The 17,659-nt window shown below is 57.7% G+C and carries 8 protein-coding genes; all 8 read right to left on the reverse strand.

Annotated features, from left to right (window positions below):
• Complete coding sequence (locus tag FGM15_08965; protein MBU3665987.1) at positions 1–813, reverse strand: hypothetical protein; 813 nt, start codon at positions 811–813, stop codon at positions 1–3.
• The gene (locus FGM15_08970) at positions 810–2,630 is read right to left on the reverse strand and encodes a DUF1998 domain-containing protein (protein ID MBU3665988.1); all 1,821 of its coding nucleotides are present in this window, start codon (positions 2,628–2,630) and stop codon (positions 810–812) included. The genes FGM15_08965 and FGM15_08970 overlap by 4 nt, the downstream gene beginning before the upstream one ends.
• Positions 2,627–6,241: a helicase gene (locus tag FGM15_08975; protein ID MBU3665989.1), complete on the reverse strand. Its 3,615-nt coding sequence runs from the start codon at positions 6,239–6,241 to the stop codon at positions 2,627–2,629. The genes FGM15_08970 and FGM15_08975 overlap by 4 nt, the downstream gene beginning before the upstream one ends.
• Positions 6,242–6,252: 11 nt before the next feature.
• Positions 6,253–7,146: a nucleotidyl transferase AbiEii/AbiGii toxin family protein gene (locus FGM15_08980; protein MBU3665990.1), complete on the reverse strand. Its 894-nt coding sequence runs from the start codon at positions 7,144–7,146 to the stop codon at positions 6,253–6,255.
• Positions 7,139–7,948, reverse strand: a complete 810-nt coding sequence (locus tag FGM15_08985; protein ID MBU3665991.1) for a hypothetical protein — start codon at positions 7,946–7,948, stop codon at positions 7,139–7,141. Before FGM15_08985 ends, FGM15_08980 begins: the two co-directional genes overlap by 8 nt.
• A 116-nt stretch (positions 7,949–8,064) precedes the next feature.
• Positions 8,065–9,615, reverse strand: a complete 1,551-nt coding sequence (locus FGM15_08990; protein MBU3665992.1) for a hypothetical protein — start codon at positions 9,613–9,615, stop codon at positions 8,065–8,067.
• Complete coding sequence (locus FGM15_08995) at positions 9,612–13,085, reverse strand: hypothetical protein (GenBank protein ID MBU3665993.1); 3,474 nt, start codon at positions 13,083–13,085, stop codon at positions 9,612–9,614. Before FGM15_08995 ends, FGM15_08990 begins: the two co-directional genes overlap by 4 nt.
• A gap of 12 nt (positions 13,086–13,097) precedes the next feature.
• A complete protein-coding gene (locus FGM15_09000; GenBank protein MBU3665994.1) occupies positions 13,098–17,093 on the reverse strand; it encodes a class I SAM-dependent DNA methyltransferase in 3,996 nt (1,331 codons plus the stop codon).
• Between the last annotated feature and the right edge of the window lie 566 nt (positions 17,094–17,659).

The following is a 17,659-nucleotide window of genomic DNA, read 5'->3' on the forward strand; positions in this document are numbered from 1 at the left end:
TCAGCTAATTACCAGCACTTCACGCCGAGCGATAAGACCTTCGAAGTAAGTGCGCAGGCGTTTCACTTGGTGGCGATCCCGAAAGAGCACACCCGCCTCAATATTCCGCCGCTGAGCGGCAGCAGTGAAATTGGCTGACGTCACCAGTGCTGCGGCCTCGTCGATGATGATGACTTTGGCATGCATGACTCCCCGTGTTTCCGGCTTCTCGGAGAATCCCCGCGGGTCGTGGTAGAGTTCGGGCACCCTCTCTCCGACCCAGCACATTTCGATAAACCTTTGGCGGAAGCGGTTGGCCGCGAGTGCCATTGGTTCGGTTTCGTCATGGCGTCCGTGGGTAACATCCACAATCAGACGAACTCGCAAAGTTAGATCGCTATCGTGTCGCTGAGCAAGCTCCGCGAAAAACTCCTCATCGAGGAAAATCACGTAACTACACACGATGACGTCACTCCGTGCTTCGCGGAACAGGCTCCGGGCAACGGTTGCCGTATCGACAACGTGCACCCCGGGAACATCGGGTCCGCTTAGCACGAGATCCGTGCTGTCACGCTGCAATGCTTTGCTCTTTAGAACCCGGGCAAAAGCTTCACACATGTCGGCCAACACCCCCGTCGGACATCCGGCTGAGAAAGCGGCGGCCAGTGGCGGATAAATACGAGAGACTTCGGCTCCGACGACATTTTCAACCAGTCCGCGGGTGACCGATTGGCGTAATGGGCCTTCACGCAGGGCCACGGCTAGCGTGTCCAACACGCGGGGCGTGGATGTGAGCAGGACTTCTAGGCTGGAGTCGTGCGACTCGGTGCTCACGGTTTGAAGAAAGCCGCGTTACCGCGATCGATCGTCGGCACGACCAAAGAACGATCGAGAAACTGGTTAAACCTCTCGCAGGAAGTCTCGGAGATAAATACGCACCCGTGGCAAGCGCTGCCGGAGAGCGAGCCGGCATCCTCATCTGCGTGAATCGAGCTGGAGCAAACCGGATCGTTGGAGCAAAGCGCCCCGAGTTCGAAGGCGCGAAGGGTATGCTTCCTGATGCTGCGTGACGCCTGCACCAGACTGCCAAGTGTTCCTTCCGCCCCGCTGGATGAGGTGTAGATCAGGATACCGTAGGAGTTGGCCATCTCCGCGAGGCCAAGCATTGGCGCGTAGATTCGCTCCCTGAGCGAGGAAAGAGGATAGCCGCATTCCAGGGATATAGCGCTGATGAGGAGGTGCGAAAAGGTGTGCAACATGATGTAAGCCGCTCCCGGGAACACCTGCTTGCTGTTGGGATGATTTGAGCGCCACAGCTGGAAAGACCGCTCCAACTCTTCGGCCCTTTGGATAACGGGGTCCGTGATCGCCCAAGCTGCGACCGCGTCTGCGCTGATCTTAAGAAACACGCCCTCACCGCGGTTTTCGACCGCTGGAATCCAATTGTTGTGCTTCGAGATCGCCGCCCTCTGCACATTAAGTTCCAACTCGCCCAGCAAATCGCTGGTAACCGGCTCAAATCTCGTGAAACCAATCAGAGCCGCCACCTCGCGCATCTTCTGCACCAGCACGACCTTCTCCAGTGCGGCGAGTCGTGGATCGTCCCACTTTGAGCGACTTAGTTCTCTGGCGAAGAAATCCCCCTCAGCCTTGTCACCAGCTGCTTCGCTGGACGATCCGCACAGGCGATCGAACTCCAGTTCCTTGACTGGCTTTGCCACCGCGGAGACCGACTTGCCTTCGCGAATTGTCTGAATGACGGCGTAGACATCGCCATCGGACAGCTCGCCGAGCGCATTAGCCACGTCGGGCACGATGTCACGAGCCGTCCGCAGTTTTTCCAAGGAATCGATCTTACAAAAGTGGCTTTCCCACAAAGGCAGCACTTTCTCTTCGGCCTTGCTCATTGTGTCGGGGATCGAGATCACCGACATGACTTGAGCGAAATATGCGTTGCTCGCTGTGCGGATGAGCAGGCGGTTGTCCTCTCCGCAATTTTCGGAATCGAAATCAGCTAGCCATGGACGACTTCCATTGCATTTGCCCAAAGCGCCTTGATGCGTCGCCTCACGCACGCAGCGGTTCGCACCGCACTGGCAGACGATCCAGATGTCCGACAAATCTCCGGTTGTCCCACGCTCCTCCATCCACATGGGGAGAAAACACATGTCTTCCCCACGGTGGACGAACGCTCGCCACTGGATGTCACCGACATGGCCCTTGCGACAGGCTCGCACGAAGCGCACAGGCACCACGGACCGGGCTTGGTCATCAACGAGGAATCTGGAACGGTCGTTGAGTTCGTCTTTGTAGACCAACCTCCGTCTCTTGTGCTTGTTGGGGGAAAGCTCGACGTATTGCACGATAAACCAGTGAGGAAACACGTATCCTCCCACACCGGAGGGACGCTGGCCCTGCACAAAGACATTCTCCGGCGAAGGGGGCGGGCATTTCATCGGGAGAGACTTCCGCCCGAAAATTTTGCCGATCTTGGCCGAAAGCCTCGGCTCGATTACGTCGCAGACTTTGGAGTTGTCGTAAGACCACCGCTCCAAGCCCGCAACGATGATCGAGCTGGCCGGAAGGTCCACCATCGAGCCGGGCCCGAAGGTGTGAATGAGTTGATTGGCGCGTAATTGCTGGCGGCTCATGGCGTTGGTTGCGTTCCGATCGGTGACTTCTCCGGCATGATGTCCACCGGCGTTTCAACCTCGCGCATCGAACGGTTGGCGCGGAAGCGAAGATAAATTTCTTCCTTCGAGGTTAGCTCGTGATCGAGGAAGTCGCGAAGTAGCACCGAGGAACTTACCCGGTCCTCATACTTTTGGTAATTCAGGTCGACGCCTTGGGCGGCTTGCTCTCTTGCGATTTGGCACCAATCCGCCAACAGGGCTTGGGCCTGATCGTCAACGCGGTCAGCAATCTCTTGAAGCTCGGCAGACGAGAGACTCGCGTCGTGGGCTGCGGCTCGAGCAGCAAAGACACGCACGATTTCCTGTAAATCGGCATAGTATTGCTCGACTGCTCCAGCTCCAAGGTAGGGCTCTAAACGCATAATGCTATGACGGCAAAGCCCGACCAGTGCACCCGCCAAAGCGCGATCGAGTGCTCCAGGCGAGAACGGCGTGACGCTGGTTGATTCGACACTGCGGTAAAAAGTTCCGTGGTAGTGGGAAAAGCGCTCATAATGCGAACGGTCCCGGGGCTTGTGCGGGTTAAGCAGCGTGGCAACCAGTCCAGGCTTGTCGCGCAAGCGCCCGACACGGCTGGTGGCCTGAATGTATTCCGAAGTGGTCTTTGGTTGACCGAAGACGACCATCAAGCCGAGGCGACCAATATCAAGACCCACGGAGATCATGTTGGTTGCCAGAGCCATGTCCGTATGGCTTGGGTTATCGAAAGCCAGCGCCAGTTCGCGCCGCGCCCTGGCAATCTCGTCCGTTTCGACGCGAGAGGTCAGTTCAAGCGGCGTGCGTTTGATAGTCCGCGAGCAGAAGAGTTTGTCTTCGGGTTCGCGCCGCCGTCTCTTCCAATAGATCTGCAACCGCGAAGTGATTTCGTCCTCGGCAATACGGCGACTGCCACCCAATTCACGCAAGCTGTTGAAGTAAGACAGCAGCGACATGTAGGGGTCCGCGGGATTATCGGCAGACTTTCCGCCCGCGGCGCGATAGAGAACCTCGCACCCAGAGAGGAGAGCCAGACAGGTTTTGAGGTAAGCCACCTTCATGCTGCGGCCTTGTGCTGCGATACCAAGATAGAGACGACCGGGATCCTTCTCGGTGACCGGCACCGTGCGGGCGAAGAACGAATCGTTGCGATCCGGTCCCTGCGGGGGAAAGATCGAGGTGCTTTCGCGGCCGAACAGGGCACGTATCTGCCGCGCCGCCTGACGAACCGTCGCCGTGGAAGCCACGATCTTGGGCACCTGTGTCTTGCCTTCTCCCAGATCCCGCTGGCAAAGCTGCTCGATGACCGTCTCGTAGATCCCGGCCACGGTGCCGAGTGGTCCGGAAATTAGGTGCAACTCGTCCTGGATGATGAGGTCCGGGGGCAACAAGGAACGATTCGGCAGGGGCTTACCTTGGTTGGGGTCGCATGGTCCGAAGAATCCCTTCTTGTCGTCGTAGCGCTCGACCTTGCCAAACAATGCACCGGAGCGCCCTGTCCACGGGAGCGCGGCAAATTTGTCCACCGTCGCGATCAGAAAGCACGGCAACCGGCGATAGATCGGCTCATCTACGCCGACAATTGGCAAGCGAGCGCCACGGGCCGCGGAAAACTCACACCGCATATTGTGGCAGGCGACCAAAAGATTATCTGGATTCCGTGACCCCGGAGGATCGAGCTGAAAGGAATCGGGCACAAACGGTGTTCCGCACCATGGGCACTCCTCCAGCGGGATCGGCGAAGAGTATTTCGCGGCGTTGTTGTGAAATTGCGTCAGCTTGGAATACGCCGAATTAGCCGCCCCCGGTGAAGTGTCATTGGCTCTCCCCATGCGATTGGGTGTGGCCGCCGACCCGACCCAAAGCCCGATTTCGAAGGGCCAAGTCCCCAGTTGCTTGTTCTTCTCGCGCTCCATTTCCAGCGCGCACATGAGGGCTGCGGCGCGGCCGAGCTGGTCGAGGGTCAGCAGGCGCAGTGTGTAGCGCATGATGATCGACACGCCGGCCGAAGCGATGCCCGGATTTTTCAGACGCCGGAGGACGAGGGTGAAGGCTGCGAGTCCAAGGTAGGCCTCGGTCTTGCCGCCGCCGGTCGGGAAAAAGAGAAGGTCGACCGTCCTCCGATCCCAGTTCGCCGGATCGTCCATGCCGCGGAGATTCATGAGCAGAAAGGCCAACTGAAAGACGCGCCACTTTGGTCGGTCCACGTCCTTCGGATCCTTACTTTGTTGCACCGCAAAGCGCTGCCGCGCTGCCCGAGCCATGGCCCGGTTGGCGATGCGGAATGCTTGAAGACAAGACGGATTGTTTGGGTCCTTGAGCGTCTCGATACCGGCCTCGATCCGCTCGGATGCCGTGTTGGCAAGCTGAAGCAAATCGTTGGCCGTCTCCCGCTGGGAATCCGTGAGCGATTCGTGCGCGAGGCTGTTCCTCTGCTGCTCAATCCAGCCTCGGTAGCTTGCCACCAAGCCACCGAGCTTGACCTGCACTTCATCCGGAGTGGCCATCTCAGCCAGAGCTTCCATACCAAGTTCCACGTCACCTATCGTTTCCGATCCGGCGTGATCCATGCGCGGAACCTGTTCCATCGGGATAAAAGTCGTGCGCGCTAAGCGACAGACACCATCCAGGCCGAGTTCAGTTTCGACCGAGACGCCGTGCCCAACCGCATATTCCAGCGCATCGCGATAGTGGAGGTCAGCGATACGGTCGTCCGCGTCAGCCTCCAGTCCGCGGGCTGCACCGCGCAGATCGGGCCGACCGAAGAAACCCTTGGCCGTCTTGAGTTCGAGTTCAGCTTGGAAAACGGTTTCCTTGTAGGTCACGCGGCCTGACGTAGGGCGATCATTCACCAGAAACACCGAAACGGTGCGGGTGCCGTCGGGAATACCGTTTGCGGCCAGTCCGTGGAGCGCTTGCCAGCTACCCACAACCTTGAGCCCTACGCTGTTGGGCAGGTCCAAGTCAACACGTCCGCTGTCACCCTCGAGGATCAATGTCGTTTGTTCCTCGCGCGACTCGCGCCGGAAACCCTTCCACTGGCCTTGGTCGCCCTTCGTTTCCTCGGCTTTACTGACCTCGTGCTCTACCAACGCCAAGTCTTTCGCCAATTCCTCCTCGTAAGCCTTATCGATGACTTCCTCATCGACCTCCTTCTCGGAGGCTTTCCCGCCGGATTTCTCCACGTAGTAATCGCCCCAGCGGCAGGTCACTTCGATTTCGTTCTGCCCAGGAGGTAACATGACACTCATCCCCATCGAACACGCCAACAGGCTTGTCTCCGCCACTTTGTCCGTAGCATCGCCTTGATCGTCGCCTTCCTTCTTGAAGCCTTGCTCTTCTTCAAGTTCCTCGTCCTTGGAAGCGCGGTGCTCGCTCGATCCCTTGCGCGGAACGAGGAAGCCCGTGAGATACCAACGTCGCGGCGACTGCGGGAGCAGCTCGTGCGCGAAGGCGTGAGTATTTGATGGCCCGACCAGATCGAGGAGCAAAGCTTCAACAAGCTTCTTGCGAATATCCGTCGCGCTGGCCCCGGCCAGAGGCGGCGCTTCGGGCGGCGCGGCCTGATATTCGGGGGGTTTGCGTTTGGCCATGAGGTAAACGGTTATTCGGCCGGCCAATGCTTCCGCAAAGCTGCGGCCAGATTCTCCAGTGTTGCGACAGATCGGGTGAAATCAAAAGCCGCAAATGTGTCGGGACGCAGCACCGGGCGCAGTTCGCCCTCGATCAGCCGCTGAAAGGTCTCGAGGCGTTCCGCCGCGAGCCAATCCATGTCCTTTTCCATCGCGACCTTGCGGGCGGCCAGACGAAGGAACTCCGCGTCCTCCCAATCAAGCACGCCCTCCTGCACGGCATAATCGAGATCGAACAAATCCCGCGGCGCCGGCTCGTCGCGCGTCAGCGCCGCCCGCACCTTTTCTGCATACGCTTCCTCGCGGGACAGGCTCGCCGCCATCACGGGCTGCACACCCTCTTCGTCGAAGAGCGGATCCCGCAACAAGGTGGCCAGCGGCACCGCAGCAATCTCACGCATCGGTTCCTCGCGCTGTCCGACCTCCAACTTGATCGAACCCTCGCCGCCGAACACCGAGGGATACCAGAGCGTGATGCGATGCTGGGTCGAGCTGTTGAAGCTCTGCCATCCTTTCTCATCGGTCCGCAGCAATCCGACCGTTGCTGTTTCCACCAACGCACCGACTTCCCGCGCCCGCTTGCTGCGCACTCCGCGGGTGATGCCCGGCGCGGTCGGCAAGGTGAAATCCAAATCCTCGCTCATGCGATTGAAGGCCACGTAAGCCTTGCTCAGCAAGGTGCCGCCTTTGAACACCAGCGGACATTCCTCCGTCGCGTAGAGCCGTCCAAGCACGACCGAGCACCAGAAATCTTTCTCGACCAATGCCGGTTGGAATCCGGTTTTCGCCGCGGTGAACTCCACCGCCGCCTGCAATTCGCCGCGGCTGCCGAGCCAGCGCTCGAGCGATGGCATCCACTCACTCATCGAGCCACCTCCGGTCGTTCACGATGATGCCCCAGTTGCGCAATGTTGATCCCTTCGTGCCGCGCCCCGGCACGAGCGGAATGAAAGTCCGCACCGGCGACACCGCGCGTTGCAGCTTGCGCCGCGCCACGGCACCCGCATCCAGCAATTCCATCACCGCACCAATGCGCCGGCAGGTGCCCGCATCCCCATGTGCCACGGCGCACGCCGCCAAGTTGTCGAGAAAGCGAGGTTCGTCTTTGCGCTCGCGAATCCAACGGTAAGCCGCGGGCAAAGTCCCGAAACGCGCCGCATCGTAAACCGCATCCATGATCACCCGCGGCAAAGATCCCACGCGCCGTTGCGGCAGCGCTTTTTTGTCCAGCGCGCCCAAGCGCTCCGGCGCCACCTCGATGAATTGAAAAGGCAGCCCGCCGATCGTGCGGCGCCCGGTGAAGAGCGTGTTGTAAACCGTCATCACATTGGCGACCTGGTCGGTCAGCCCCTGGTATTGCAATGCCCCGAGTCCGGTCTCCTGATAGTCACCGCCTTTCGCGTCGAAAAGATGACGCAGGATCACGTCCGGCGGCACCGACCAACGTCCGCCCGGCGGAAGTTTCGGCGGCAGCAACCACAGGCCGCGTTGCAGCAGAATCGCCAAGCCCTTGCGGTTCAACCGCGTCATGAGCTGGCGCACTTGATCCGTAGTCAGACGCAAAGCGGCACGAATTTCCTCATTCGTGGCCCGCTCGATGCCTCGCATTTGGACCCAAGCCAAAAGCCGGCTGATCGACGGGCCGAACTTGATCGATTGGGATTTCATACCACTCTTCTTAAAGATTTTTTTGGAATCTTTCAATGGAATGTTATAAAATGCTTTGCGTTTCCTTGAACACTGTTATTCGGGCGGAGTGGATCCCGCCAACCGAAACAGAGCCTTTAGCGCCTCCTGTGCCGGGGACGCTGGGTTGGCGCAGACTCTTCAAATCTTTGCAAATGATACTCAAACTGTTGATCAACGAAATCCTTGTCCGTGGTCATGTAACTGATCTCTTCTCTGAACTGTCTTTTCTTGTCGCCCTTGAATGACATCCAATTGAAGCTCCCGGCCACCGCAAACGTGGAGTCCATCAGGAGCAGTTTGGCGTGGGTGTTGCCCAGCCTTACCAAATGAAGGGTCGGATATTTGCGGCTGAGTTCCTTAAGCTCTTTATAGGCTCTTGTGTCTTCGGGATCCTTGTCCTTGCCCGCCCTCCTATCGTTTGTATCGTCGATTCCGTAGCCGATGTAGACTTCAACGTTTCGGGAAGCGAGGACGTGAATGGCCTCTATCCGGCGGTCGTTCATGACATCGTCGGAAATCCACGGCGAAACCAGCATCATTCTCTTGGAGGTGTCTCTCAAGGCTCGATCGAGCACCGCGGGATGCTCGTATACAGTCAGCCTGCGCAGATCGGTCTTGGATTGCTGCTTTTGCACCACGGCTAGCTGCTCTCTCAGTTGCTCGACTTCTTTTTTCAATGACTGAGCTTCCGTTTCAGTCTCGGGATCCTTCAGCTTTTGCTCCGCCTCGCCAATCTTGGAGGCAAGCAGCGTGTTGTCCCTCGCTGCCTCTTCGGCTTTCCGCTTGGCAGCCGGAGTGATCCGTTGTTCGGCCGCAATACCGGCGCTGACAAGGGGATCTTTGGCCAGATGAGCCAGCGCTTCGCGAGAATCGTTGATTTGCCTCGGCAAGTTGAGCCTCTGGACGCCTCCCTTCTTGGTGAACGCCGCATCGATTTCAGGCAGCGGCCTGCCATGAACCGAGAAAAAGGAAACTTTCAGGTCCTCGCCACTGGAGCCTTTGTAAACAAGCATTCGTGCCTCGCGAAAATACTTCTGCCGCTGGCCAATACGTTCGAGCGACAACACTTGGTGAATGCGCGACCTCTTTCGTATTTGCGAGGGAATGCATGAATTGAAATCCTGGGCTCGCAACGTCTCGTCGGTAGGCGGCGTTCCAGGCAGAGGGGGAACCTCGACCAAGCCCCACGCCTGAATTTCTTTCGGCCTCCTCAAGACCTCTCCGCCCCTCGGTAGAGTTATGAGATGACGCGAAATTCCGTCATAGAGGTAAGCGAGAACCTCGCGCCGCGCCGTCTCTTCTCTAAGGGTGGAGAGAGATTTGACCCCCTTTGCTGTTAAAGACAAGGAAGCTCCGCCCGCCCCTGCCACACGCCCGTAGAGCACACAATCGGAAGACATCAGGCCGCTCAATCTACGACGCAGAAACTTCTCGTTGAGCCCAAGGAATCCACTTAACTGAGATACGGACGAGAGACCTGCGCCGATGCTGCGCAAAATAAACTCATCAACGAGCGCGACTTCCTTTTTGGCAATGACAAGTGCTTCGACCTCAATGCGCCAAATAGGCAAAGCCACTTCGGCTACATCGATCAAGGTGTAGCCCGGCACGCTTGAATGTCGCGCGGCAATTTCTTCGGTTGTCATTGGATTCCCTCCTTGATCGCACAGGTCTCGGGATTGGCTGCAATGTGGGTCAGCACCTTTCCGAAAGATGGCGCCGCAGTGAGATTGGCGCAGAATGCAGAGTCGCCGACGATGAGCAAGTAGTCCCGCGCACGCGAAAGCGCGACGTTGATACGCCGTTTGTCAGTGAGAAACCCTGGTTTGCCAGAGTTGTTCGAACGTGTGACCGAGAAGATAACAATGTCGGCTTCCCGACCTTGATAGTTGTCCACTGTGTGGCACTCGAGATGAAGATTGTTTAGACGCAAACTGTTGAGTTTGCCGAGAATGTGGTCCCGCTGTGCCGCGTAGCCCGAGAGGACGGCAACGTGCGGCTTACTGCGCACCCCCTTCGAGTTTCCGCAGACAAAATCGATCCTCTCGAGGAGTTTGGCTATCCAACGCGCCTCGAGAACATTCAGGACGCTCGTTCCGGACTGCTGCTCGCGACGACCGTCCTCACCGGAGGTGGAGAACCATGTCACGGGCTTTGGTATCGCGATGGAAAGATCGACACTGCTCTCCGTCCTCACGCTCTCCAATTTGCCCTCGTAAAAGACTTTGCTCACCAAATCGCCGATCGCTGGCATCATCCGGTGCTGCCGCGTAAGGATCGACTGGCAATCCTCAGGAATGTTGTGCTCGAGCAATCTCTCGAGAAGGGTCTGCTCGAAGACATCCATGCTGACTTCGTTTTCTTCGAGGAATCTGCGATTTCTGAACTGCGCGTCGATGAAGGGTGAAAGCTGCAGGCGGTCTCCCACCAGGATCCATTTGGAGCAGCGTTTCAGCGGGACGAGCGCCTCCGTCACGGTCGCTTTCGAAGCTTCGTCCAAAATACACAAACCAAACTCGTCCTCATCGGCCAAAGACGACTCCACACCGATGCAGGTCCCGGCAACGACATCCGAATCAGCCAAGATCGCACCTTGACAGTCCTCTTTGAGGAAGAAGCGCTGGATCCATTCGGAACTCAACTCGAACAGTCTGCGGAACTTGGCAGTTCTTTCATCCTCTCCGGAAAGATCTTTCTGCCATACCGCCAGTTCAGCGTCCGGCAATTCGGCCAGCTCAGCCCAATCCGGATGCATCTTGATAAATTTTTCTTTGTTGGACCGCATGATTTTCGAGCGCTCCTGACGCATTTTGCGGCGCTCCTCCAAGTCCATCTCCACCTGTTGCAGCTCGGCTCGTTTCTCATCAGCAGCTTCTCCTTGGCACCGCGGCACACCGTTTTCATCGGCGTCGTCCAGCTCGTAACGAAGAACACCGGCATGCTCCGTGAGCGCGTCCTCGGCCTCCTGAACTTGCTTGAGACTCTTGCGGTCAGCTAGCAGCAGTGAGAGACCAAGCCATAATTGTATTTTTGCTATGTCTACGCCCTCTGACTTCGCTGTTTCTTTCAGGAAAGAGGCAGCCTGCTCCCTCACCCGCTTACTCCACTCCTCCACCCGCTTCTGCAGCAGATAGCCTTGCGCCGTCTCCGACACCTTCTTTTCCGCATATCCGATGCGCACGATTTTCAGATCCGGGCGAAGTTGCGCCACGCGCTCGATGGCATTATCGACGGCAAGGTGCGTCTGTGATGTGACCAGAATCCTTTTTTCCGGCCACTTCTTGAGGTGTTGCAGGATCAACTCCGCGATGAAGGTTGTTTTGCCCGTGCCGGGGGGACCTTCCACGACGAAGAGATCGTTAGCCGCGAGAGCCTTTGAGATTGTCTCTCTCTTGTTCTCGTCGATCTGCGGGTTGAACCATTTGGGCGCCTGGGTCGGCACGGCCGCGGCTGTGCAGCCGGCGGGATTGAGAATGAGCGCCCGGAGCCGGGATGCGTTCTCGGCCTTGGGATCACGGATTGCCTCAAGAGCTTGCTGTTGCTTTCTGATCTGCCGCTCGGTCGCACCCGCGTCGATTGTCAATCGTCCCTTTTTATTCTTCGGAGCGGTGTAATCCTCGCCCAGCGGCAGAAGGGTGAGAGACCTTTCTCCCACAGACTCGACGAGGCCGGAAACTTTAGACCCGACGACTTTCCAGATCTCCTCGATTTCGTTTCCGTCCGGATTCTCTTCCAACTGAAAGGTGATCCGATCGCCGTCCAGCTCGTAGCCGGAGTAGTGGTAAGTGCGCCCTTTCCGACTGTGATCGAGGCGCAAGTCCAAAACTTTCTTCCAGGTCCAAAAGAACTCCTCGGCTTTCTTGCCTAGCCGGTCGCTGGCGATTCGCCGCTCGTGGTCATCAAGCGCTTCCTCGAGAGCTTCGATGAACGACTTTCCTGCAGATCGGTTGGCCCATTCACCGGCTTGCAGCTGAAAAGGCGCTGACCACGCCTTGTTTCTCGATTGCTCGAGTTGGTCAAAGGAAGAGTCGCGATAGCACGCGAGAACAAGGAGCTTGGCCCGGGTCTCGTCATCCGCAACGACCATGAGAGTGAGCGTCTCACCGTAGAATCTGTATCTATGGGGCGTCCTCCCGCGCGGTGCACCATCCCTACGCGCGTCCTCTTTCATCTTTTCTATGCAAGTGATCTCGGTGAAATCCCTCTCCAGACGCTCGCATACTTGAGCGGCGCTGAGGCGTTCTCCGAAAATGGCGCGCAAGTCGGCTTCAGCTTTCTTGGTCAGGATGAAATGGCATGTTTTCTTCGGCTGTTGTTTTTGTGCATCGGCCAAGGCATTGCGCAGCTTCGACTGCAGCACCAAGGCGCTCCCCGGCCGTTCATTGGCATGCTTGGCCAGGCACTCCTCGATAACATCCCGCACATTTGCGGGGGCTGTGCAAAGCTTCAGGGCGGAGTAGAGCTGGTCCCAAGTTTCAACCTTCAGGCCGTCCATGAAGGCGATGGCAATCGCGCCGAACGCAAACACATCCGTCGCGTATGAAAAGTTGGCATCGTAGCCATCAATCGGCGCGAAAGGCTGCTTGTCCTTGAGAAAGGCATCGATATCCAGCTCGGTGTCGAAGAACTCGGGAAACTTGGCGATGCCGAAATCCGCCAGACGGATGCGCCCGTTGTCATCGCGCAAAATGTCCGACGGCTTCAACTCGCGGTGGACTGTTTCCCGCGAGTGGGCAAACGCCAATGCTTCGAGCAGCGGCCTTCCGATCTCCGCGTAGAAATCGTCCCATTTTACCCGTCCGGGCCTGTTCTTTTTCCACCAATCCCCGATAGGGTCTCCCGCCCACTCGAGGACCAAAAACGGCCGGCCGCTCTCTTTGTCGATCCCGTAGTCGAGCATCTTGACGATGTTCTCGTGCATCAGCTCGACAAGACGCCGACTCTCCCGATCGAAGCTCTCACGGATCAGGGCATCGTCCGGCATGCCGTTGCGGAAAAACTTAACTGCCACCACTCTGCCGTCTCCCTGCAGGTCGGATGCACGATGGATGTCGGCAAACCTTCCGGCTCGCGGGTTGGCCATCAGTGCATAGCGGTCGTTGATGATCGTAGGCATGGGTTGTGTCGTCTAAATAAGTTCAAGATCCTGTTGGCCGGACGACGCCTTGGCTTTTGGCTTTGCTTTCTTTTGCTTTGTCGCTTTCGGCTTCTCCATTCCCGGGGCGAGGCCGGCGGCGACTTCTTCGGCGTGGCGTTGGGCGTTGAGGGCGAGGAGGCGGGCGAGGACTTCGTCGCGCACTTCGTCGGGCCAGCGGTAGCGCCACGGTTTTTTCTTTTGCCGGCCGTGGCCGGTGTCGTTGCTGTTCTCTTCTTCCTCTTCGTAGTCGAGCAGGAATTGGCAATCGGTCGGGATGTCGCTCCATCCGTAGGCATCGAGCACGGCGCGGTCCATCGCGGCATGAAGTTCGCGGAGTTTTGTGATGTCGGGCGATTGCTCGTCGGGGTCGTGGAAGCGGTTGTAGGTCTTGGTAAGGCCTTCGTTGTTGCGCACCATCAAGTCGGCGCGGAACTCGTAGTAGCGCTTGCCGGTTTGCTCTAAGGAATCGCTGGCATCCCAATCTGCGGGGAAAGCGAAAGTTTCGAAGCAATCGGACGGGGTGTAGCGTTGGCGATCTTCTAATGATGAAGCAAAAAACCTTGTCCACGTTTCGTGACTACGACATTGAAGAATCGCAAAAGCAGCCCATTTGCTTGTTGTGAAGCCAATCAGCGACTGAGAAAGAATTCTGCCCGCTTTCACCTTGGAAAGTGCAAATGTGCTACTGGTCTTCGCGATACAAAAAATAGATCCGTTTTGCTCGAGGAATTCGTGCAGTTGTGATGATGGATAGTTGAACTGCCACCACTTCGTGCTTGCTTGTCCTTCCGCAGATTTGGCTGTCAGCGAATGCCGATACGGCAGAACTTTGTCTTCGAGAATTCTAAATGCTGCCGGCCACTTCTCCGCATCTGGCTTCTCCCAATTAGAAAAGTAGATTGCGTATTTGGGAGCCGGCTGCTGGTCATCGTAAAAATAATCAACTGATATGATTTGGGGTATCACGCGTTCGTAGCTCGGGTCTTCCTCTAGGATTTTTTCGCGTAGAGAAACCGGCGACGCATCGTCGTTCGCGTCGTCAAATAAGAAGCCATTGCCTCGTAATACACAGCCCTGGAAAGATGTGAACGAGCGATAGCCCGCAATGTGTTTTGGGTCTTCGTCGATCGGAAAGTCTTTTAAAAATGCACTTATTCGTCTCACGACGACTCCGTCGAGGATTGGTTGAATTTGCAGGATGCCCTTGGACACACAGACGGTAGAAACCTGAACCGCAGCATCCCCAGGCCAAGGCACGCGCGATCTGGCTGCATAGATTTCTCCGCGCATAAGAGAAATCTGCGTGAGTCCTGAATAGCGTGTGTCACCTTGCGCAATGGTATTGGTAGCAATTAATCCAAAGCATCCATTGTCTCTCAAGAGAGCAAACGCAGCTCGAAAAAAGAATGCTACGAGATCACACTTGCCAGAAGTGGCCGGGATAATTGCTCGGAGGTAGTTAGGATAATTTGTGTGGTTTCCTAAAGACAAAGAGTAATGCCCTGCAAACGGTGGATTTCCCACGATTGCATCAAACCCAGGGTTCGCTCGTGAGAAGACCTCTGGAAACTCGATCTCCCAGTGAAACGGCCGAACCGGATGTTGCCCGCCATAAAGCACGTTGAGCGTCTCGACTTTCCACTTGAGCTGCTGCGCATCTCCTTTAAGCAGCTCGAGGTAGTTCTGCAAATATTCATCGCGCAGTTGCTGTCGTTCCCGCGGTTTGCTGCCAGCAAAGAACGCGGCAATAACAAGATCGCCGATATGGCGCAACTGTTCCGCAGCACCATCCGCCGCTACGAGGAAGTCCCGTTTCTTCAGCACCGCAGCCTCTGTGTCCTCGGGAAAATCCAAGATGCGTTTGCGCTCTTCAGACACCTTGGAGATCTGTGCCTCGAGTTTGTCCTGCCCGAGCACGCGGTCTTTGGCTGCATCGAGATCCCAGTGGAACGCAGCAATCTGCTTGTTGGTCAGTCCGACGAGCGAATCTCCGCACTTGATCGCATGATCGAGAAAAGTGAACGGATGGTCCTTGGCCATAGTGGCGAGCCAAAGCGAGAGCTTGGCCAGATCGACTGCCATCGGATTGCGATCTACCCCATACAAACAGCGCTGTGCGATGAGCCGCCGCGCATAGAGCAGTTCATCCTCATCCGGCGGAATCCTCGGAACGCATTTGTGGAAATGCCACGAGGCGACCAGTTCGTCGGCCAGCTGACGCGCTGTTTCAACGAGAAACGCTGCGGAACCTACTGCAATGTCGGCTACTTTGAGATCAAGGATATCCTCGGGCTTGGGATGACGCCCCAACCGATCGAGCACCGGCTCGAGCGTCTTGCGCACGATGGGTTCGGTGAACGACCGCGGCGTGTAATGTGAACCAGAACGTCGGCGTTCATCGGTCGGTTGCAGAATGATCGATCCCGCGGCCACAGGATGAGGTGTGGCGCGCACGTCAATGCGCTTGCCCAATGCCGCCAACAATTCCTCGGCGGTGCCTGCATCCTTCAATGCCGTAGCGGCTTTGTCCGCGATCTTGGCATCGGCCACCTCGGCCAGAAACTTGGCGCGGTCGGCTGGTTTGCTTTCGAGCAAAGCCTCGAGGGACACATGCACCGGCGCGCCGTGGGCCTTGGCCGGCTTGAGTGCAATCATGCGAGCCGGCGCCTTCTGCACCTCAAAGCCCATGATCGTCTCGTAAACAGAGCCAATCTGTTCCACATCGAGCGTGCGGTAACTCAGGCGCTCGCCATCTAGATACAGCAGCAAATTGAGGATGCGATAGATGGCCCCGTCGGAGAGCCGCGGCAATTGCTCGGGCAAGGCATCTGTCCTCGATGCACGCCCTTCGAGGTATGGATAACGGTCGTAATCGAAAAGATGCCCGCGGCGGGCAGGCAATCGCATGGAGGGATGCCGCGAGCCTTTGTGCACAGCACGAAAAAGCGTGAGCAAACGCGGCCAAGCAACGAAGCGATTATCCATCGTGTCCGGGTGCTGTTGATGGTCCGCCCGTAGTTGGTCGAAGAGTCCACCGACAGAATAGTTGCGCTGGTAAAGTTCACCGGAAGGCATGAGACCGCGGTCCTCGGCGTAGAGCAGGAAGACGAGACGCAGCAGTGTCGAGACGAGGCCGCCGTAGATTTCCTGCGGATCACGCTCCCAGACAGCGGAGAGCAGCTGCCCGTTGGATTTCTCATCGGCGGCTTGGAAACCGCGGGCCAATTCGTAGAGCGCCTCGAGCACTTGGCCGGATAGCTCGGTTGAGACATTGGCTTGGTAGTCGCGGCTGCGCTTGAGCAAATCGGGAAGACGCACGCCCGCGGGCACAGTGATCAAGCGACGATGCGAAAGCAGCATCTCGAGCGCCACCGCAGCCACGCGCCCGGGCAAGTCGGCAAGAAAGCCGATCGGAAAAGTGATCGAACCGGCGTTCTCGCCCTTGGGCACATAGACGAGACGGAGTTGGTCGCCATTGCAAAGAATCCCGATGGGCACACCCGTCTCGCGCAACAAACGCTCGAACTTCTGCTGCGGCGTGGCCGACCATCCGCGGGTGCTCTCCGGCACCGCATCGAGGTCGGTGCCCGGCGGAAGTTGTTTCGCCAGAAGGAGCCACGGGCTCTGGTCCTCGGCAGGCTGAAAGAAACGGTAGGCCGCAGTAGGAGCGAGCAACTCTCCCTCCTCGCCCGTGCTGACCTTGAGCGCATCAGGCACTTCATCGGAAACCGAGAAAATCGAGAGCAGTTCGTCCTCCCATCCCAAGAACTCACGAGCGAATTTGACGAAGTCCGCAATGACCGGCCGCCCATCAATTTCATCGAGACTCTCCAGCAAGCGCGCATGGATTGCATTGAGCTGGCCCTGATCGATCTGCACCTGCGAATCCACCAAAGCCACCGGCGAAACCACCAATCCCTCTGGCTGCAAATACCCCAGCCAGCGCTGATGCTCGGAGATGGCGATTTTGCGGGGATCGGCGCTCATGATTTCTCCGGCCAGAGGTAAACGAGTCCCACGGGTTCGATGCGGTGGGATTTGACGGTGTAGAAATCGCGGATGCGTGCCGGCTCGCGGGCCAAGTCTCCATCGACATTGTCGAGCCACTCCTGCCAGTAGCGGATGTCAGCTTCCTTCTGACGCTGTTCGTCGTCATTGAGGCCAAGCTCTTGCTGGCGCCAGTTCTTGTTGCGGTCCAATTCCTTGAGCACGCGCTTGCGCTGGTCTTCGAGCAGCTTGATCAGTTCTTTGGCCTCGCCCTCACCGCGGGCGCCGAGCTTTTCCACCACTTCCTTCATGATTTCCTCGGCACGCGGCTGCAGGTGGGATTGCAGTTCCTCGATATCCTGCGCGATCGAGGACGAGATGCGTTTGAGCACATCGGCCGGAGGTTCTTTCTGTTGACCCGGGGCCAAGTGCTCGCGCAGGAGCTGCATGGTGCGCGCCTCGTCATCACGACCGTGCGGCGTTAAAGGACCGTTGCGCTTGTCGGGCGGAGTCCAGCGAGCCGTGACCGTCAGGATCTCCTCGTGCAGGCGTGATGCACCCGGTCC

The sequence above is a fragment of the Chthoniobacterales bacterium genome (genome assembly GCA_018883245.1).
In the GTDB taxonomy this organism is placed as follows: Bacteria; Verrucomicrobiota; Verrucomicrobiia; order Chthoniobacterales; family JACTMZ01; genus JACTMZ01.